Raw genomic sequence first — 20,138 nt, forward strand, 5'->3', positions numbered from 1 at the left:
TACCTGTTGTGAATTATCAGCGGTTGTGTACCCTTTTCAAGATGTGAAACAATGCAAGTAGTTCTATTAGCCGGCGGTTTGGGGACACGTCTCCGAGAAGAAACAGAATTTCGTCCTAAGCCCCTAGTAGATATAGGGGGGTATCCAATTCTCTGGCACATTATGAAGACCTATGCCCATTACGGTTTCCGGGACTTTATTGTGTGTTTGGGCTATCGCGGCAACATGATTAAGGAGTATTTCCTGAATTATGAAGCGATGAATAATGATTTTACTATTTGCTTGGGTCGCCAGAATTGCATTACCTATCACGAGGAGCATCGCGAGCAAGATTTTAAGGTGACACTGGCAGAAACTGGCTCGGAGACTATGACTGGAGGGCGGGTGAAGCGTGTGGAGAAATACATTACTGATGATACCTTTATGGTGACATACGGTGATGGAGTTGCTGATATCGATATTGGAGCTTTGGTGGATTTTCATAAGGCTCATGGTAAGCTGGCAACTGTTAGTACAGTTCGTCCGATATCCCGATATGGTATTTTAGATGTGGACAGCCAAGGCAAGGTTCTGGAATTTACGGAAAAACCTCAAATAGATGGCTGGGCTAGTGCGGGATTTTTGGTACTTCACCGCAGCATATTTGAGGCTTTGAGCGGGGATGATTGTTTTTTTGAGCGAGAGCCACTAGAGCAGTTAGCGGCCCAGGGACAATTGATGGCATACCGCCACGAAGGTTTCTTTTTTGCGATGGACACTTACCGCGAGTATAAATATTTGAACGAACTTTGGGATAATGGAGAGGCTCCTTGGAGGGTGTGGGAATGAGTGAATTTTGGCGCGATCGATCGGTATTGGTGACAGGTTGCACAGGTCTTTTGGGTAACTGGTTAGTAGCTGAGTTGCTGGAAAGAGGGGCTTTGGTAACGGGATTAGTCCGTGACTTGGTTCCCCAATCCCGACTGTATGCTGGAGAGTGGTATCGGCAAATTAATACCGTTCGCGGTTGTGTCGAAGATTTGCCAACAGTAGAACGAGCGATTAATGAGTATGAAGTAGATACGGTATTTCACTTAGCAGCTCAGACAATTGTGGGAGTTGCAAATAGAGAGCCGCTGGCAACTTTTGAAACGAACATTAAAGGCACTTGGAATATTCTAGAAGCTTGTCGCCGGGTTGGAGGTGTGAGTCGAATTGTCATAGCATCCAGCGATAAAGCGTATGGAGACCAGCTTGTGTTGCCTTATAGCGAAACAACTCCCCTGCAAGGCGAACACCCTTATGATGTTTCTAAAAGCTGTGCTGATTTAATCAGTCGGGCTTATTATGTTACCTATGGTTTGCCGGTTTGCATTACTCGCTGTGGGAACTTTTACGGAGGCGGAGACTTGAATTTTAATAGGATAGTTCCATCTACAATTCGATCGGCATTACGAGACAAGCCGGTAGTCATCCGCAGTGATGGCACTTTTATCCGGGACTATTTCTATGCGAAAGATGGGGTTTTAGCTTATCTCCATTTGGCAGAACAAATGGACAGGAAAGAAATTTTGGGAGAGGCATTTAATTTCAGCAACGAATTGCAAATTTCTGTGCGGGGCATGGTAGATAAGGTTTTGGAATTGATGGACAAGACTCATTTAGAGCCTGTCGTATTGAATCGGGCTAAGAATGAAATCAAACATCAGTATCTCTCGGCAGATAAAGCGCGAAAAATGCTCGGTTGGGAGTCTAAGTATCCTCTAGAAGAAGGGTTGAAAGAAACAATTGAATGGTATACAAACTTTTTGAAAGAGGAAAATACCTGTGTCATCAGCGTGTGATGGAGGATTTCTATGACTCGGGTTTTGATTTTATTTCTCTTATTTGATAGTCAAGGGGTCTAATTCTGTGCCATCTAAATGTCGTTTTTGCAGTCACGCATTGGAGCATACTTTTGTAAACCTGGGGATGTCGCCGCTGGCGAATGCTTTTCTGTCTCAAGAGCATCTGAATTGTGCAGAGAAATTTTATCCGCTTCATACTTATGTCTGTGCTAATTGTTTTTTAGTGCAGTTAGAAGAGTTTGAATCCCCGGATAGCATCTTTAGCGATTATGCTTATTTTTCTTCCTATTCAGACTCTTGGTTGCGCCATGCTCAGAAATACACTGATTTGATGGTGGAGCGCTTTGGATTTGACGAAACCAGTCAGGTAATTGAACTCGCTAGCAATGATGGGTATTTACTCCAGTATTTTCACCAGAAAGGAATTCCCGTATTGGGGATTGAACCTGCTGCAAATGTAGCTAAGGTGGCTGAGGAAAAAGGGATTCCCACTTTAGTCAAGTTTTTTGGGGTTCAAACGGCTAAAGAGTTGGTTTCACAAGGCAAACAGGCAGATTTGTTGCTGGGAAATAATGTGTTGGCCCATGTGCCTGACTTGAATGATTTTGTGGCGGGAATGAAAATTATTCTGAAACCAAACGGCGTCTTGACAATGGAGTTTCCTCATGTATTGCAACTAATTCAAGACAATCTGTTTGACACGATTTACCACGAGCATTTCTCTTATTTTTCGCTGTTGACGGTTGAGAAAGTTTTTGCAAGTCACGGTTTAACTTTGTTTGATGTGGAGGAATTGCCGACGCACGGGGGTTCTCTGCGGATTTACGCGAGGCATGAGGGTTTTGATAGTATAGCAGTTGGCGATCGCATTGCTCAACTGAAAGCTCAGGAAGTGCAAGCAGGGTTAAACCAAATTGAAATTTATGTAGGATTTGGCGAACAGGTTAAGTCTACTAAACGTCAACTGCTCAGTTTCCTAATTGATGCCAAGAACCAAGGCAAATCAATTGCGGGCTACGGTGCGCCGGCGAAGGCTAATACGCTGCTGAACTATTGCGGTATCCGCACGGATTTGATTGATTATACGGTGGATTTAAGCCCGCACAAGCAGGGTTTGTTTTTGCCGGGAACTCAGATTCCAATATATCATCCAGACCAAATTCGGGAGACTAAACCGGATTATTTGGCTATCTTACCTTGGAACATCAGGGATGAGATAGTAAGTCAGATGGATTATATCCGCGAGTGGGGAGGTAAGTTTGTGGTGCTGATTCCTCAAGTGGAGGTAATAGGGTGAAATTTACTGAAACAAAGCTTAAGGGAGCTTATGTTATTGAGGTAGAACCCCTAGCAGATGAGAGGGGATTTTTTGCCCGCAGTTGGTGTCAAAAGGAGTTTGCAGAACATGGTTTGAATCCTAACCTAGTGCAGTGCAATATTTCTTTTAACCTGAAAAAAGGTACTTTGCGGGGGATGCACTACCAGGCTACGCCTCACGAGGAAGCGAAGTTGGTTAGATGTATCAAAGGGGGAATTTATGATGTAATTATAGATTTGCGGCCCGATTCTCCTACTTTTAAAGACTGGTTTGCAATAGAGCTAAACTCGGAAAATCGCAAGATGATATATATTCCTGAAGGTATGGCTCACGGCTGTCAAACTTTGGCAGATAATACGGAAGTTTTTTACCAGATGTCGGAATTGTATTATTCTGAATTAGCAAGGGGAGTGCGGTGGAATGATCCAACTTTTAGTATTGATTGGCCGGAGATATCTCAGCGGGTAATTTCGGAAAAAGATCGAAATTTCCCGGATTTTGTGCTATGAAAAAAGTCTTGGTTACGGGTGCGGGGGGTTTTGTTGGCAGACACTCGCTAAAGACGCTGGTAGAACGCGGGTTTGAGGTTCATGCTGTCGCTTCTAAGACGTGGCCCACTGTCAATTCGGATTGTATTTGGCATCTGGCAAATTTGTTAGATCATACATCCATTAAAGAGCTAATTTGTAAAGTAAAGCCAACACATTTGTTGCACTTTGCCTGGTGTTATACTGTACCGGGTCAATATTGGAAATCTGAAGATAACTTTTTGTGGGTGCAGGCAAGTTTGGAATTATTGAGGCAATTTCGAGAGCAAGGGGGCGATCGAGTAGTGATGGGTGGGACTTGCGCCGAGTATGATTGGAAGTATGGTTATTGCTCGGAATTTATAACGCCGAGAAATCCAGATACTCCCTACGGTATTTGTAAAAAAGCTTTGGAGGAGATGGTGAATTGCTATTCGGAGACGACAAGTCTCAGCAGTGCTTGGGGACGTATTTTCTTTCCTTACGGTGCTTACGAGTACCCAAATCGGCTGGTTTCTTCAGTGATTCTTTCTGTCTTAAAGGGAGAGCCTGCTCGCTGCTCTCACGGTAATCAAATGCGGGATTTTCTGTATGTACAGGATGTGGCTGATGCTTTTGTGGCTCTTTTGGAGAGTGAGGTGACAGGAGCTGTTAATATTGGATCGGGACAGGCGATCGCGATTAAAGATGTTGTCTATAAAATAGCTGATCTAATCGGGCGATCGGATTTAGTGCAGTTAGGTGCTATTGCGTCTGCCGCGAAAGAAGCGCCTTTGTTAGTGGCTGATGTGACTCGTTTATCGAATGAGGTAGGTTGGCAGCCAAAGTGTAATTTGGAAACCGGATTAAGACAAGCTATAATCTGGTGGAAAAAACAGCTTTTGTCCTAAAAAAATGCTGTCTAACATTCGTTACCTAAATCTAATTATAACTAGGAAAAATCATGAAATTAACGTTAGATACAGATGCCAAAAAATTGATTCAAGAAATAGACGGTGAGTGTCAAACTATCCCGCTTTATTCTAAGGAAGCTTTTGAACTCCTTTCTCACTACTGGCTAAAATTAGGATGGAATCAAAAATACACCTATACATTTAGCTGGATGGGAAGACCAATAATTCAGCTTCCTGAAGACATGATTAGGATTCAGGAAGTTATCTATCAGGTTAAACCCGATGTAATTATTGAAACCGGGGTGGCTCACGGTGGCTCGCTTATTTATTATGCTAGCCTTTTTAAAGCTATGGGTAAGGGTAGGGTTGTAGGAGTTGACATTGAAATTCGCGCGCACAATCGCAAGGCTATAGAAGAACACGAACTGTCATCGTTCATTACTTTAGTGGAAGGTAGTTCTACAGATACCAGTATTGTAGATAAGGTGAAAAAACTGGTAAGTCCAGGGGAGACTGTCTTGGTTAGTCTTGACTCCTGTCACACAAAACAGCACGTTGCTGACGAGTTAGAGGCTTATTGCAGTTTTGTGACACCAGGCTCCTATATAATTGCCACGGATGGGATTATGAAAGATTTGGATGATGTGCCGCGCGGGAATTCTGAGTGGAACTGGGATCATCCTACTGCGGCGGCGGCTGAGTTTGCAGAAAAGCATCCTGAGTTTGTATTGGAGCAACCTAAATGGCCGTTTAGTGAGAGCGATTTGACGGAGAATGTGACTCACTGGCCAGGGGCTTGGTTGCGGAGACTGTAAGGAAAGTGCGGGTAAACAGGGATGGAAATTATTCTGATTGTTATTATCTGTCCCTCTTCAAATTCTCTATTATTTTAATAACTTCAGTGTAAATTCCTTTCCAATCACAATCATAATCGAAGTTTGGGTAATCTACAATAAATTCCTTAGGAATTAATACTTGCGGTACGATGTTTTCTCTTACTTGTGATGTAGTTACTTGATACCCGTGTCTATCTAATACAACAGTGTGTCCGTGTACCACACTTGGCTTGTTAGCTATCCACGAGGTGTACATAATTCCCGCCCCCATTGTGATGATACTTAAATCTATCGCTTGATTCCAAACAACTGTTTCGTAAGTGGTGGAACCGATCGCAGTGTATGTATTAATAGCAGAAGGAATCTGGGCAATTATTTCTGCCATCATCTCTTTCTCCTTTTGAATAATAGACCAACTCGAACTGTGCGAATCTTCGGTTCCCGTAACAGACCAGCCATCAAACAAAACTCCCAAATTAGGAAAATCCGAATACAAGCTTTCGATGATATTTGCTATTCCTTCTACCTGACCGCGCCAAATTCTACTATTGAGACGAATTTGAAAGCTCAAAAGAGGAAAATGCTTTTTAGCTTGTTCTACTTGCGCTAAAAAATCTCTAGAGCATTTTTTAACGGCCACTTCACATACTTTGTTTGCTAGTTCCTCTTCTATCAACAAACCATTGGCCCTGAAAGCAACGTAATTATTATCCAATACAGTTTTAAAAACATCCCAAACATCTTCAACTTCAATGAACTTCTCTGCCGCAATTTCTGGGAAAACTTCCCGACAACTGAAGTAGTCCCCAGGGCCAATCAGGATTTTATCAATTTTATGCTGGATTTCAGGCTTTATGAGAAGATGAAGACCTACTAAGTCTTGCCACAAATAATGTCCTATATTGAAGCCTAAACCTATAACATCGATTACTTGTTTAGCATCTGTTGATATATATTTTAGAACTTGCTGCCAACAGCTCACCATATAACTCTTGAACTTATTGATACTTTCTACAGGGCGTGCCAAACCGACTAACGCGGGATTGAGATTAATAATTAGCTCTAATCTTGGTACATAAACTAACATTTTTTCCCCGAGCGGGCAGCCTGTCATTAAATAGAATATTTCGCTGCTTGCAAAGCGATAAATAAAGCCTTGCAAATCATGGTGTCCTACCTCATAATGATTGATAACAAATGATTGATTAGACCTAACAATCTTGTCGCTGAAAGGACAAACTGCATAAACATAACCAGTTTCTACGAGAACTTGCTGATAGGGCAAAGTCAGTCTCAATGGCTCATGCAGATGTTTGGGAGAATCGGAAAAACTCTTGATGTATATTTTTTCCAACGCAAAGTTATTTTGTGCTATTAATTCCAAATTGGGTAGGTACAGCCCAACATTTTCCAGATATTTTTTGTCGTCCTCAGTTAAGGATTGCAGTGTAATTACTTTATACCTGCTTGCTAGTCTGAAGTAGTCTTCTGCTTTTTCCTGTTGAATTTCCACTTCACAATCACGATTTTCCTCATCCCGTAAGTTGAGTTGATTCAATCTATTCCAAATATTTTCGTAGATATCTCCCTCACTAGGTCGGTGAATCTGTGAAGCCTGTTGAAAACAGGCAACAGCCTCATCTATCAGACCTTCTTGTGCTAAAAGTAGGCCAAAACTCTGGTAAACTCCCGAGCTTTTGGAGGTCTTAGTGAACGTCTGGCGGTAACAAGTGAGTAATTTCTCGAACCATCCCAAACGCACTAGCATCATTCCTAAATCTGAGTGAATTGCAACTTGCTCTGGTATCACTTCTAAGGCTGTTTGGTAACAGGAAAAAGCTTCCTCTAATTTATTTTCTCGTGCTAATTGCATCCCTATTTGCACAGCTTTTTTGTAAGATGCGATCGCTTCTGTAGCCTCTCCCTGCGTTGCCAAGGCTTCCCCTAAATTGTAGTAACACTCGTAAAAATTTGGGCAAAGCTCTATCGCTTGCCGATAACAAGCCATTTCCTCTGCCAGATTCTCATAGCTAATTTCTATTGTCCGCCAGTGACCAAAAATCTCAGCTTCCCTACCCTTGTACCTAATTGAAAGTAACTTAAATTCTGCTGAATCCCGAAATGAACTCAGTAGCGTCAGGCGGGTTGATCCGCCATTGCGGAGAATCTCACAAAATGACGTTGTAGCGCTCGGTTCTGGTTCGCGTTTCAGATAGGCGCCGTAAACTTCTCGGATAAAATCTTCGTCGTTAAGCATAGCAGTGGCTTTGACAAAGCCTTCATCATTGAGTTGATTCAATGGAACTTGCAGCCTTTGACTCGGGCGTTCCTCTAATAGGGTTGCCACAACATCAGGATGAGACTGTAAAGCTTTTAGCTTTAGCAACCTTTGCTGATATAAGGTTTTTCCTAACTCCCAGTAACACTCAAAGGAATCGGGGTTGAGTTGGCAGGCACGGCGGTAAGCCACGACCGCCTCATCTAGCTGACCCAATTTTTCTAAACTTTTTCCTAATCCAACATAGGAACCAAAATGCTTAGGATTTAATTGACAACCCTGACGGTAATATTTAATCGATCCTTCAAAATCTCCTTGCTCAGTGAATTTTTTACCTAACTCTAAACACTCTTCAAAATCTGTTGACATTTTTTCTCCTGAATGGTAATTGGTATCAGCTAATAACTCATCTAAATTGTTTTGCATCATGGTGGTATATTCAAAGTAAGCTTTAATATTCCTGTCTCGCTTGTTACCACAATTGTGTGCATAATTATTAATTGATTGATTCGGTTGTATCCGATAAAGCAAGGCTAATTCTATAGAAGTAATTGCAAACTTATGGCCCATAGAATAAAATCTCACTTGTAATTCTTCTTGGGCATTCGTCAGTTCCAAATAAAATTCTAGCTGAGGATATTGGATATCTACCTTCTCGTCCCAAGCTACGCTGTTACCATGATCGGTGACTATATCAAATTTAAAACCAAAAATCTGATGATTATTTGTTTCTTTCACCTCTCTGGTATCCACTTCAACATCTATCTTGACTCGGTAAATCCCGTCAGGCACCTTAATATAAGGCCCGAAAGAAACTAATTGACCTTCTTCTGAACAACTCACCAACTGATAGCCATCCTTATTGTGAATCAGTTGCCCTGATTGATTACACAGTTGTTGTGGAGAAATTTTAAAATAATCAACAGGTGGTAAGTCAGATAAAAAGCTTCTTTTCTTGCCTATTTCTGGATTTAATTCCCTTGCACTACACCACAGATTAACGGCTATATCCAAATTTTGTTTGTATATAGATAAGGCTATTTCTAAATACAAATCTGCATGAGAAATTGCCATTTGCGTCATTTTGGGCTTTAAGAAGTGTCTATATTGACGGATATTAATTTTTAGATAATCTGGTATATCTTTACCTTCAACATCTCTGACGTCGTAATAGTATTTGCCCAGAGACTCTTCATCAGTGGTGGGTCTTGCTACATCAAAATTTATCAAAGGAATTCCTTTTTGTTGAGAATTATCTCCCTCTGCATGAGAATAATTTTGCTGTTTGTACCTTCTTGTTTGGGCGCCTCCAAAATAAGTCAAATGCCAACCCCCCTTCTCAATGAAAGGGTGTTGAAATCCGTCCTTTCTAATATCGGCTGCTTTCCAATTGGGACTCCAAAAACCTTCGTCCGATCTCCTAACTTGGGTGGCAGTTCTAATTTTAAAATCTTTGTACTTGCACGCTACTGTACCACACCACCAATTACTCTTAAAATTATCTAAGTGATAATGATACAGATCGTGGGTAAAGATGACAAACTTATGATGGGAAAGCAGATCGATAGCATCTCCTATTTTTTCTTTTTTCGGGATTTCATCTACATCACTTATCAAAATAATATCTTCATCGCCACAATGTATAACTCTCAAAGGTCGAATGATACAATCCCTCTGGTGAATTTCCAGAGGCCACCTGTCGCCATCGATCACTTCTGGCATATCATCGACAACATAATGAATAATTTTGTCCTGATATTCCGCAAATTCATGAATAAAATCTTGGTAATATAGAGGCTTAGGATTGCCACTAAAGGTTTTAGTGGCTTCTACTAAAATAAACTTATCGACAACATCCTTTAATTCCTCTATTCTAATTTTAAGAATATCTATTTCGTTAAAAAAAGTAAAACAATCATAAATCCGAGGGCGCTTTTGATTAGCTTGGATATTATGGGGATTTAGCTTAAAAGCCTTGTAGTAACAGACGCTTGCCTCGTTTGTGTTTCCTTGGGCTGCTAATACTTCTCCTAAGTTATAGTAAGATGCTTCATCTGGATTTAGCTCTAGGGCTCGGCGATAAGAAGCGATCGCCCCTTCCAAATCCAATTGAGTTCGCTGTTGTAGCACTTCCCCCAGTCTATACTGAATCCAATCTGCATCTGGTTCAACTTCACTGGCACGGCGGTAAGCAGCGATCGCCTCATCAAGCTGACCCAGATTGACCAAACTCTGCCCCAATCCACAGTAAGAACCAAAGTGATCGGCATTGAGTTCAATGGCCATGCGAAAAGCAACAACCGCTTCCTCCCACTTTTCCTGTCGATATAAAGCATCTCCCAAGTGATGATAAGACCAAGAAAAATCCGGGTTGAGTTCTATGGCGCGGCGGTAAGATGCGATCGCTTCCTCAAGTTCACCAACTTTTGCTAGAGCTTCCCCTAAATTGTGGTGAGACCAAGAGAGGTCAGGATTTAGCTCAATCGCCTGACGGTAGGCGGCGATCGCCCCTTCTAGATTCTCTTCCTCTAGAAGTCGATCGCCCTCGTCCAAATAATCAATGGCAGTTTTTTTCGCTTCCATCTGGAGTTACTGTCAATCGTGCTAAGCTGATGAGCCACTTCAGGTTACACTAAGTTGTGTACCTTTGACAAGATGTAACCTTAATGACCTGACCTTAGTGTAAACTGTGGTTGAATCCCTGACTATTGAGAGGCGATGTACTTGATGTTGCAGCACGAACAGCCTGATGGCTAGGCAAGTGCAACAGATGAAAGTCATCATGGGTTGTCATAAATTCTGACGCCAGTGCTTGATGCCAGAGTAAATCGGCAGGAACATATAGCGCTCAACGCCAGTCTTATATAGACTAAGGGGAATTGCTGTAATATAAGCTGCGATTGATTGGGGAGCATTTCTCCAAAAAGTTGGTTGACTTGCAGATTAAGTGAAGGTGAGCTGTTTAATGTGGCGGCAGGAATATATCGACTTAAGGGCGAGCGGAATATAGGAAATTTATTTCATATCTGGTAAAATTTGTTGAAGTCAAGTCAAAATTGTTATATCAACAGGCAGGTATTATCGTGGTTGAACTAATCGTTGTTCACGTCCCAAAAACAGCAGGAGCAACATTTCAATTTATTTTAAACCAAGTTTATGGTGGCGAACATATTTACTATGACTATCTCGAGGGTTCTCGACCTAAAGTCTATCAGCCTGCGGAAATACCATCAGAATTTAGAGTGATTCACGGTCATTTTCCGATCTCCAAGTATGATAATTTTTTCCCTGATGCCAAAAGGATAATCTGGTTGAGACACCCGGTACATCTATTAGTTTCTCTATATTTTTATTGGCTGCATCTTCCCTTGGTCAATAATAATCACACAATAGTTGGGAAAATACAAACTTCAAGAATGGGAATAGATGAGTTTGCCGACCAACCAGAGGTAAGAAATATACTATACCGACATACTTGTGGAAAAAAGCTAAGTGATTTTTATTTTGTCGGCTTACAGGAGTTTTTTCAAGAAGACTTAAGTGAACTTAAAATTATGCTAGGTTGGGCAAATTTTCGTAACTCCTATGAAAATCTCAACCCGAATCCTAAATATCACGAAGATATACAAAAAGTATTTGCCGATCAGAAACTTATCGATAAGTTAGTAGAGAACAATCAACAAGACTTGGCTCTTTATGAAGAGGCATTAATTCTCAGAGCCAACCGGAGAAAAGAGCCAATTTTAAGGCAGCCCCTTATGGCGGAATGGAATAGGTATCAGTATCAATTGCGTCAATTCACACAACTCTTAAAGCAGACTAATTTTAATGTAGAAAAAACAGGAGAAGCCAGTATGAAAGAATGGAAAAAAACGTTTTTATTCAAGAAACAAGAGTTTTATTACAACAGGATAAGATTTAACAATCCTACGGAAAGAGCTGTAGAGATACCTATTGCTTTTAACTTTTTGGCAGGCCTCCAAAAACCAGCAAACGTACTTGAAGTTGGCAATGTTCTATCTCATTATGAAAATCATTTGAGTGAAACGCTTGGTATAACATCAAGACGAATTGTCGATAAATTAGAAGTAGAAGTAGGGGTAGATAATGAAGACTTAATGGACCTGCCGTCTGACAAAAAGTACGACGCGATTGTCTCAATTTCTACAGTCGGACAGATTGGACAAAAAGGAAATGCTTCTGGTGGATATGGAGATCAGGAAGAAAACCGCGATCTAGAAGCTCCCTTAAAAGCAATTGCTAAAATATACGATTTACTGGCTCCTGATGGCAAAGCATTGATTACCGTTCCTTTTGGAAAACTTATAGATGGAGAATGGTATATTCAGTTTAGTAAAGAGTATTTGTATCTGTTAGGCAAAAAATATGGAATTCCTAAAGAGGCTGTCTCTGTTAATTGTTTAAAGCTAATAGATAGAGAAACAACTGACCGTGGTTTTAACGTGCTTTGGGAAGAATTAGATGCTCTTGAACTGAGTTATGTGGAATACGGCTCGCCTTTTTCTCAAGCAAATGCGATCGCAGTTATCGAGCTTTCCAAGCTTTCAAGTGACTTTCACTTGAAATTAAATGTCGAGCCGAGTCCTCTGTTATACAATATGCCCTATGAGACGCGGACAGAATTTGAGCAAAACAAGGCTCTGCTACAGCAAACTCAAAGTGAATTGGCAGAATTTCAGTTGCAATTGCAACTGAGTCAGAGCGAAGTGGAACAATCCCAAGCACTGCAGCACCAGACTCAGAGTGAATTGGAACAATCCAAGTTACAACTCCATCAAACTCAGAGTGAATTGGAACAATCCAAGTTACAACTCCATCAAACTCAGAGTGAATTGGAACAATCCCAAGCAATCCAGTACCTGATTCAGAGTGAATTGGAACAATCCAAAGCAATCCAGTACCAGACTCAAAGTGAATTGGAACAATCTCAGTCACTGCTGTACCAGACTCAAAGTGAATTGGAACAATCTCAGTCACTGCTGTACCAGACTCAAAGTGAATTGGAACAATCTCAGTCACTGCTGTATCAGACTCAAAGTGAATTGGAACAATCTCAGTCACTGCTGTACCAGATTCAAAGTGAATTGGAACCATCTCAGTCACTGCTGTACCAGACTCAAAGTGAATTGGAACAATCCCAAGCAATCCAGCAGCAGACTCAGAATGAATTGGAACAATCCCAGTTACAACTCCATCAGACTCAGAGTGAATTAGAACAATCCCAGTTACAACTCCATCAGACTCAGAATGAATTGGAACAATCCAAGTTACAACTCCATCAGACTCAGAATGAATTGGAACAATCCAAGTTACAACTCCATCAGACTCAGAGTGAATTGGAACAATCCCAAGCAATCCAGCACCAGACTCAGAGCGAATTGGAACAATCCCAAGCAATCCAGCACCAGACTCAGATTGAATTAGAACAATCCCAAGCACTCCAGCACAAAACTCAGAGTGAATTGGCACAATTCCAGTTAGAACTCCGTCAGACTCAGAGTGAATTGGCACAATCTCACTTACAACTCCATCAGACTCAGAGTGAAGTGGAAAGATTAAAGTTTTTGCAAGCTAGGGTGAGAGAAACAGAGGTCAAAAGTCAGATGCAGTACAAAGACTTATTGTGGGAGGGGTGGTACGCTTATTGCAAAGGCGATAGAGCGGGGATGGCTAACTTTCTTAAAGAATCCTTGAAGTGTACGCCTTTTTCAACAACAGAAACAGTTTTGGACTGGTTAGAAAATTTTGCTCGCTTTTCGTCAGAAAAAGGAGATATCCTCGATACAAATACCTTAGTTAACTCAGCAGAATGGAAAGAATTGATGCGTCGCAGCATTAATGGCAAAACTGGGCTGACCATCCATTAGTAAGAGATGGCAAGAAATCTATTATTACAAACTCAGCAACAAGCAAGACGAATGTTAAATCATCAACTAAATAATTCTTTGGGTGTAAATTTAGCCGGTCATATAACCGGTGATTTTGGGCTAGCAGAAGCAGCTAGAGGGAATCTCAGAGCCCTAGAAGCAGCCCGAATTCCCTGTGCAGCTAAGGATCTGAAAATAGATTGGCTACCCAACTCCGATACCAGCTACAAAAAATTTTCCGACGACAATCCATATCCAATCAATATAGTCCAAACCAACCCCAATTGGGTTGAGCAGATTTTAGCCGGATACTTTCCCGGCATTGGTTCTGAATATTTCAAAGGCAAATACAATATAGGTGTGTGGTTATGGGAATTGCCAGTATTCCCCTCTGAATGGCAGTGGGCATTTGATTTATTTGATGAAATTTGGACTACCAGTAATTTTTGTGTAGAAGCATTTGCGGCTGTCTCCCAAGTTCCTGTACTCAAAATTCCTGTTAGCCTCGCATTCCCGCAACCATTATTAACAAGAGAAAACCTCAACTTACCAAAAGATAAGTTTATTTTTCTATTCATGTTTGACTTTGGCAGTTCCTTTGAACGGAAAAATCCCTTTGCCACCGTTGAGGCATTTAAACGAGCTTTTGGTAAATCTAATCAAGATGTTTTACTGGTTCTCAAGTTTGCTAATGCTCATCTTTTTCCGCAACTGCGCCAGGAACTAAGTGATTTAGCTGAGGGTTGGTCATCTCTTCAGTTTATAGACGGGCATTTGAAAAAAGAAGAGATTCACGGCTTGGTTAACAGTTGTGACTGTTATGTATCTCTGCATCGGGCTGAAGGATTCGGTTTAACAATGTCGGAAGCCATGTACTACGGCAAACCAGTAATCGCCACAGCCTATTCATCTAATATGGAATTTATGAATGTTGGCAATAGTTTTCCGGTTAAATACGAACTGGTGACAACAACGGAAGATTATGGAGCTTACCCGAAAGGCAGTGTGTGGGCGGAACCAGATATCGATCATGCTGCGTCTCTGATGCAGTCTGTATTTGAGAATTATCGGGAAGCTCAGAAAACAGGAAAAATAGCAGCCAAGGAAATCAGGTCTTTATTAAATCCTCAAGCTGTAGGTATAAAAATTAAAAATCGCCTTGAATTTATCATGGCACATCTCAATAAAACCCAGTTGTCAAATCGGTTTCATGAACTTCAGACAGAAAGAGATCTATTGGCTCGCCAAGCACAAGCTTGGAGACAGACAGCATTGCAGGTACAGAAAGAGTTAGCAAAATACTCTTAATTTCAACGACAATAGCACTTGGTTGTCAAGCCTTTATTCTAGATATTTCTTAAGTAAAAGACGAACAATGTTCAATCAAATAATAGATTCTAACTTCGGCATCAATTTTATTGGACACCTGAGCGGTGAATATGGTCTCGGAGAAGGTTCGAGGGCCACTCTCAGAGCGATTGAAGCTGCTGGTGTTCCCTTTGCACTCAAGGATATTAAGGTAGATTGGCATCGAAATTTAGACAACAGCTACACAAGTTTTTCCGAGCAAAATCCCTATCCTATTAACCTGATTCATACTCTGCCAGAACCCGTTGTTTTCAATATGGTAGATCGCGAATGCTTTAAAGGTCGATACAATATTGGCTTCTGGGCGTGGGAACTGCCGCTATTTCCTCCAGGGTGGCTGTACGCTTTTTCTTTATTTGACGAGATATGGACTTATAGCAATTACTGCGCTGAAGCCATCGCGCCCGTATCCCCCGTCCCTGTGATTAAGATGATGTCCAGCCTTGAATTTCCAGAACCGTCATTTGAGAGAGAAGCATTAGGATTACCTCTAGACAAATTTATTTTTTTGTTCATGTTTGACTTCCACAGTACAATAGGTCGGAAAAATCCTTTTGCTACTTTGGAGGCATTTAAGCGAGCTTTTGCTCAATCGAATGAAGATGTCTTACTGGTACTCAAGTTTTCTAATGGCAACTTTTTCCCCGAAGAGCGAGACCAACTCAAAGCGCAAGCAGCAGGCTGGCCAGTTCACTTTATAGATGGGCATTTAAAGAGAGAAGAACTTCATGCTTTAGTTGCCAATTGCGACTCCTATGTTTCCCTGCACCGGGCCGAAGGTTTTGGCTTGACAATGGCGGAAGCGATGTATTACGGTAAACCCGTAATCGCGACTGGTTACTCATCTAATATGGAATTTATGAATGTCGGCAATAGTTTTCCAGTAAAATATGACATAGTGACGCTGACCGAAGATTATGGGCCTTACTTTAAAGGCAATTACTGGGCAGATCCCCATATCGATCATGCAGCATCATTAATGCAGTATGTTGTTGAAAATCCCCAAGCAGCCCAGCAAATAGGAGCAAGAGCAGCTCAAGAAATCAAGTTTTTACTTAGTCCTCAACTTCAAGGCATCAAAATCAAAAATCGGTTGGAAATCATTAGAAACAGAATGAACCAATCTACAAACTGGTCAACTCGTATCCATCAGATGCAGCAAGAGACGGCTTTGGCTCACTCCCAAATCCAAGTTTGGCGCCAGACAACACAGCAAGTTCAATCTGAACTAGCGCAATACCAAAGGCTTGCTAAGACTTGACAAATTTGATTTACGGTAAATATTTCGGATGAGGAATTCAATCATGTTCAATCACACAAATTTTAAGTTTGGAGTTAATATTATCGGTCATGTGAGTGGCGATTTTGGTTTGGGCGGGGGGGTGCGAGGCACAATCAGAGCCATAGAAGCAGCTAACATTCCTTTCACAATCAAGGATCTGAAAGAAGATTCGCAACGCAACTTAGATTCTACATACACCAATTTTTCCCGCGATCATTCTTATCCTATTAATATCGTCCATACCAACCCTCACGAATCCTTGTTGAATTGTATCGAGCCTGAGTTTTTTAATAATCGCTATAATATTGGTTTTTGGATTTGGGAACTTCCCGTATTTCCAGATTTTTTTATGGGAGCTTTTAATCGATTTGATGAGGTTTGGACTTACAGTAATTACACCGCTGAAACCATTTCTGATGTCTCGCCTCTTCCAGTTGTGAAATTACCGCCTAGCATTTATTTACCGCCCAACGAATTGGGCAGAGAAGCTTTAGGATTACCTAAAGACAAATTTATTTTTCTGTTCATGTTCGACATGGGCAGCGGTTTTGAGCGAAAAAATCCTTTTGCTACCATTGAGGCGTTTAAAAAAGCTTTTGGGAAGTCTAATGAAGATGTTTTACTGATTATTAAGTTTAGACCTCATCCTTACTATCAAAATCAGTACGCTCAATTAAAAGCGAGGACAGAAGAGTGGCCCTCTATTCAACTTATCGAAGGCCATTTGAGCAAGGAAGAGGTTCATGCCTTAGTAGATAATTGTAACTGCTATGTATCGCTACATCGGGCTGAGGGTTTTGGTTTGACTATGGCGGAGGCAATGTATTACGGCAAGCCAGTCATAGCTACGGCTTATTCATCCAATACCGATTTTATGAATGTCGGCAATAGTTTTTTGGTGAAATACGATCTAGTGGCAACGACTGAAGCTTATGGGCTTTACCCAAAAGGTAGTATCTGGGCTGAGCCCGATATCAATCATACAGCTTCGCTCATGCAGTATGTTTTTGAAAATTATCCGCAAGCACAGCAAGTAGGAGCGAGAGCAGCTAACGAGATTAGGTCTTTATTCCATCCCCAGGTGATCGGTCAAAAAATTAGACATCGCCTTGAATATATTATGAGGACAATAGAAGAGAAAAAGTTGTTTGAATCGCAAGCTCAAGCTTGGAAGCAAGCAGCGGTGCTTGCTCAACAAGAATTAGAGAGCTTTAAGTTGACATAGCCAAACTCTCAATCGTAACCAGACTATAAAAGGTGGCAGCAGTGTTCTGACCCTTTTGATGGTGGCGGAAGTTTCTCGTCTAAAATAGATATGCTGTTTGCTTCACCTGATAGGCGTGTTTTAAATTCCTCTGACTCAATCATCTTTTTGATGACATCAGCTCGATTCAAACCAGCCTTGATATCGTTTAACCAATCTTCTAATCCATGTGGATCGGCTTCACGTTCAAAGATTACCCAATAGGCCATCCAGAGATAGGTTTTGTCACTTTTAGCGTGAGTGGATAAAGCTTTTTGAATGGCTTCTTCCAGACGCTTTGCTGCTTCGGGGTTCATGGTGGTTCCTTTGATATCTATGAATGTATTTTAATGGAAATTATGTAGTGACAGCGCATCAACCTGGCAAATACACGCTATTGTGCGATCGCTACTTGCTTGAATATATAGCAATCCTAAATCATTATCAAGACTATGATACAATTATATGCAATACTTGATTGTGACAATAAAACCATGAATAACTTACAACTGCCACAAAAAGATAGGGAAAAAGAAATAGAGTGTTTAGAATCTTTCATTAAAAGTGATATCGATGCCAGAGAACTAAAACGAGCAATAGCTGTAAGGATGGCGATCTCAGGTAATATCTACCATGAAATTAGCAAGATTTTGGGTGTAAGTAAGTTTTTTATTGGTTATTGGAAAAAGCAATTTAAAACCAAAGGCATCGCCGGACTCAAACTAGGACATAAAGGGTCAAAAGGGTATTTAACGGCTCTACAAAATACTGAAGTAATCGAGTGGTTAAAGAATAAAGAATATTGGAATTTAGATAAACTGGCTACTTATTTAGATCGAGAATTTGGTGTGATATATAAATCAAAACAGAGTTACTATGAACTTTTCAGCCGGGCGAAAATTAGTTGGAAAAAAACTCAAAAAACGAATCCTAAATTTGATAAAGAACTGGTAAAAAAAAAGACGGCAGAAATTAACGATATTTTATTTAAAAACAAGGCTGGTATAGAGTCTGGGGAAATAATAGTATTGTTTTTAGATGAATGTCATCTACTTCATGGTGATCTAACTGGTTATGTTTGGGGTCAATCCAAAATCCGAATTAAAGTTCGAATTACTAATGAAAAAGATAGACAAACTTATTTTGGCGCACTCAATTATCAAAGCAAAGAATTCCATGTTCAGAGCCATCCATCTGGTGATGGAAAATCAACAGTTAAATTCATAAAATACTTACAAAATAAATATAAAAATCGCAAGATTATCTTGATTTGGGATGGAGCAAGTTATCATAAATATGGAGAATTTAGAGACTTTTTATTAGAACTAAATGGTAACAAAAAACCTGATAATTGGTCAATTACTTGTATTTTATTTGCTCCCAATGCTCCCCAACAGAATCCCGTTGAAGATATTTGGTTACAAGCTAAAAACTTTTTAAGAAAGTATTGGTATTTATGTAGGTCTTTTAAGATAGTCAAATTTTTGTTTAAGTTTTTTACTAACGAACATAAATTTGATTTCCCCAAAATACGTCAATATACTTACACAGAGAAAATCATTTAGGATGGCTCTAGATATAGAAAATCATTTAGAATTGCTATATCTCATTTCTAGTTACAAAGGCAGAGCCATCAGGTCAAGGTGTATTCTGTCATAATTCACTTTTTCTGCTAAATTTTGCCAGAAATTCATCACAAATGTCGTGTTAGGAGCCTCCAGAATTTTTCCTACTTCTTCAATGATAAATAACCGATAATTATACTGTGTCAGTTGTTTTAAATACCCTTCACCAACAGCATAGGGATGAAACTCAGTAAAAATAATAGGTCGGTGTTTATTTATTATCTGTTCCATGCCCCGCAGTGCAATAGGTTCGTGTCCTTCTATATCCATTTTAATTACATTAATTTGTTTTTCAAATGCCAGCAATTCATCAAGTATCACGGATTGCACTAATTGATAATTGACAGATTCCTCAGATAACTCGACAACCCAACCATTAGACCCAGATGTCATTAATCTTAAAATTTGTTGACAATCTGAAACTGCAAAGGGATAAACTGTAATATTGTTAAACTGATTTTCAACGATACTTGCATATAACAGTTGTCTATTGTATTGGTTTGGTTCAAAAGATATTACTTTACCGTCATTTTTAACAATGCTTGCTGCTAGGAGACTGAAATACCCTATGTTAGCTCCGAGATCGAGAAAAACATCGCCTGATTTTAAGTGTGTAACAATAGCATCAGTCACATGAGGTTCATAGCTGCTGGTACTAATGATTTCTTGACCAACGGCAGTGTCAGTAGTCATGGCATAGATTTTAAAATTTTCCAGTTCGATTAATACTTGACTTTCTCTACTTGCAAAGCTCTGCGTGCCTGGTGGTAAGCGGTGTTGAAATTCATTAGACTCAATCATCTTTGCGATTAAAGTAGGTCGAGTCCATCCTTCTTTTAGCTGGTTTAAAAACATAGCTATTCCCTCGGGATCAGCTTCCCGTTCAAAGATTACTTGATATGCCATCCATAGATAACTTTTATCGTTTTTAGCATGAGTGGATAAAGTCTTTTGGATGGCTTCTTCTAGGCGCTGAGCTTCTTCAGGGTTCATTGTAATTCCTCTACTCTCGATTTATTTCTTCTAGTTGTAAATAACATCTTTGAGCCTGCAT

Annotated in this window: 14 protein-coding genes; 11 read left to right on the forward strand and 3 right to left on the reverse strand. The window is 40.4% G+C overall.

Features of this window, described 5'->3' with window-relative positions; genetic code table 11:
* The first annotated feature begins 51 nt into the window (after positions 1 to 51).
* From rfbF to QT996_RS05235, 6 genes are all read left to right on the forward strand, one after another.
* Complete coding sequence (rfbF, locus tag QT996_RS05210) at positions 52 to 828, forward strand: glucose-1-phosphate cytidylyltransferase (RefSeq protein WP_333045026.1); 777 nt, start codon at positions 52 to 54, stop codon at positions 826 to 828.
* Positions 825 to 1,823: a GDP-mannose 4,6-dehydratase gene (locus tag QT996_RS05215; RefSeq protein ID WP_333045028.1), complete on the forward strand. Its 999-nt coding sequence runs from the start codon at positions 825 to 827 to the stop codon at positions 1,821 to 1,823. Before rfbF ends, QT996_RS05215 begins: the two co-directional genes overlap by 4 nt.
* A 67-nt stretch (positions 1,824 to 1,890) precedes the next feature.
* Positions 1,891 to 3,123, forward strand: coding sequence for a class I SAM-dependent methyltransferase (locus QT996_RS05220; RefSeq protein WP_333045030.1), 1,233 nt, complete (start codon positions 1,891 to 1,893; stop codon positions 3,121 to 3,123).
* Positions 3,120 to 3,653 (forward strand): dTDP-4-dehydrorhamnose 3,5-epimerase, encoded by a 534-nt coding sequence (gene rfbC / locus QT996_RS05225; RefSeq protein ID WP_333045031.1) that lies wholly within the window; start codon positions 3,120 to 3,122, stop codon positions 3,651 to 3,653. The genes QT996_RS05220 and rfbC overlap by 4 nt, the downstream gene beginning before the upstream one ends.
* Positions 3,650 to 4,561, forward strand: coding sequence for an NAD(P)-dependent oxidoreductase (locus tag QT996_RS05230; protein ID WP_333045032.1), 912 nt, complete (start codon positions 3,650 to 3,652; stop codon positions 4,559 to 4,561). Before rfbC ends, QT996_RS05230 begins: the two co-directional genes overlap by 4 nt.
* Positions 4,562 to 4,614: 53 nt before the next feature.
* Positions 4,615 to 5,379, forward strand: a complete 765-nt coding sequence (locus QT996_RS05235; RefSeq protein ID WP_333045033.1) for a CmcI family methyltransferase — start codon at positions 4,615 to 4,617, stop codon at positions 5,377 to 5,379.
* A gap of 43 nt (positions 5,380 to 5,422) precedes the next feature.
* Here the strand turns inward: QT996_RS05235 and QT996_RS05240 are convergent, their stop codons facing one another.
* On the reverse strand, positions 5,423 to 10,261 hold the full coding sequence (locus QT996_RS05240; protein ID WP_333045035.1) for a tetratricopeptide repeat protein: 4,839 nt from the start codon (positions 10,259 to 10,261) through the stop codon (positions 5,423 to 5,425).
* A 500-nt stretch (positions 10,262 to 10,761) separates the two neighbouring features.
* On the opposite strand from QT996_RS05240, the gene QT996_RS05245 reads away from it, so the two are divergent.
* From QT996_RS05245 to QT996_RS05260, 4 genes are all read left to right on the forward strand, one after another.
* Complete coding sequence (locus tag QT996_RS05245; protein ID WP_333045036.1) at positions 10,762 to 13,566, forward strand: hypothetical protein; 2,805 nt, start codon at positions 10,762 to 10,764, stop codon at positions 13,564 to 13,566.
* Positions 13,567 to 13,617: 51 nt separating this feature from the next.
* On the forward strand, positions 13,618 to 14,874 hold the full coding sequence (locus QT996_RS05250) for a glycosyltransferase family 4 protein (RefSeq protein ID WP_333045038.1): 1,257 nt from the start codon (positions 13,618 to 13,620) through the stop codon (positions 14,872 to 14,874).
* Between the two features lie 67 nt (positions 14,875 to 14,941).
* The gene (locus QT996_RS05255; protein WP_333045040.1) at positions 14,942 to 16,195 is read left to right on the forward strand and encodes a glycosyltransferase; all 1,254 of its coding nucleotides are present in this window, start codon (positions 14,942 to 14,944) and stop codon (positions 16,193 to 16,195) included.
* Positions 16,196 to 16,238: 43 nt separating this feature from the next.
* A complete protein-coding gene (locus QT996_RS05260) occupies positions 16,239 to 17,441 on the forward strand; it encodes a glycosyltransferase family 4 protein (protein ID WP_333045042.1) in 1,203 nt (400 codons plus the stop codon).
* A 23-nt stretch (positions 17,442 to 17,464) separates the two neighbouring features.
* Here QT996_RS05260 and QT996_RS05265 read toward each other — a convergent pair whose 3' ends face one another.
* Positions 17,465 to 17,776 carry a DUF4214 domain-containing protein gene (locus tag QT996_RS05265; RefSeq protein ID WP_333045044.1) on the reverse strand — a complete coding sequence of 104 codons (312 nt, stop codon included), beginning with the start codon at positions 17,774 to 17,776 and terminating at the stop codon, positions 17,465 to 17,467.
* Positions 17,777 to 17,953: 177 nt separating this feature from the next.
* On the opposite strand from QT996_RS05265, the gene QT996_RS05270 reads away from it, so the two are divergent.
* The gene (locus tag QT996_RS05270) at positions 17,954 to 19,024 is read left to right on the forward strand and encodes an IS630 family transposase (protein WP_333045046.1); all 1,071 of its coding nucleotides are present in this window, start codon (positions 17,954 to 17,956) and stop codon (positions 19,022 to 19,024) included.
* Positions 19,025 to 19,075: 51 nt separating this feature from the next.
* Here the strand turns inward: QT996_RS05270 and QT996_RS05275 are convergent, their stop codons facing one another.
* Positions 19,076 to 20,077: an FkbM family methyltransferase gene (locus QT996_RS05275; protein ID WP_333045048.1), complete on the reverse strand. Its 1,002-nt coding sequence runs from the start codon at positions 20,075 to 20,077 to the stop codon at positions 19,076 to 19,078.
* Between the last annotated feature and the right edge of the window lie 61 nt (positions 20,078 to 20,138).

Origin of the sequence: Microcoleus sp. S13C4, assembly GCF_036700865.1 — a bacterium.
In the GTDB taxonomy this organism is placed as follows: Bacteria; Cyanobacteriota; Cyanobacteriia; order Cyanobacteriales; family Microcoleaceae; genus Microcoleus.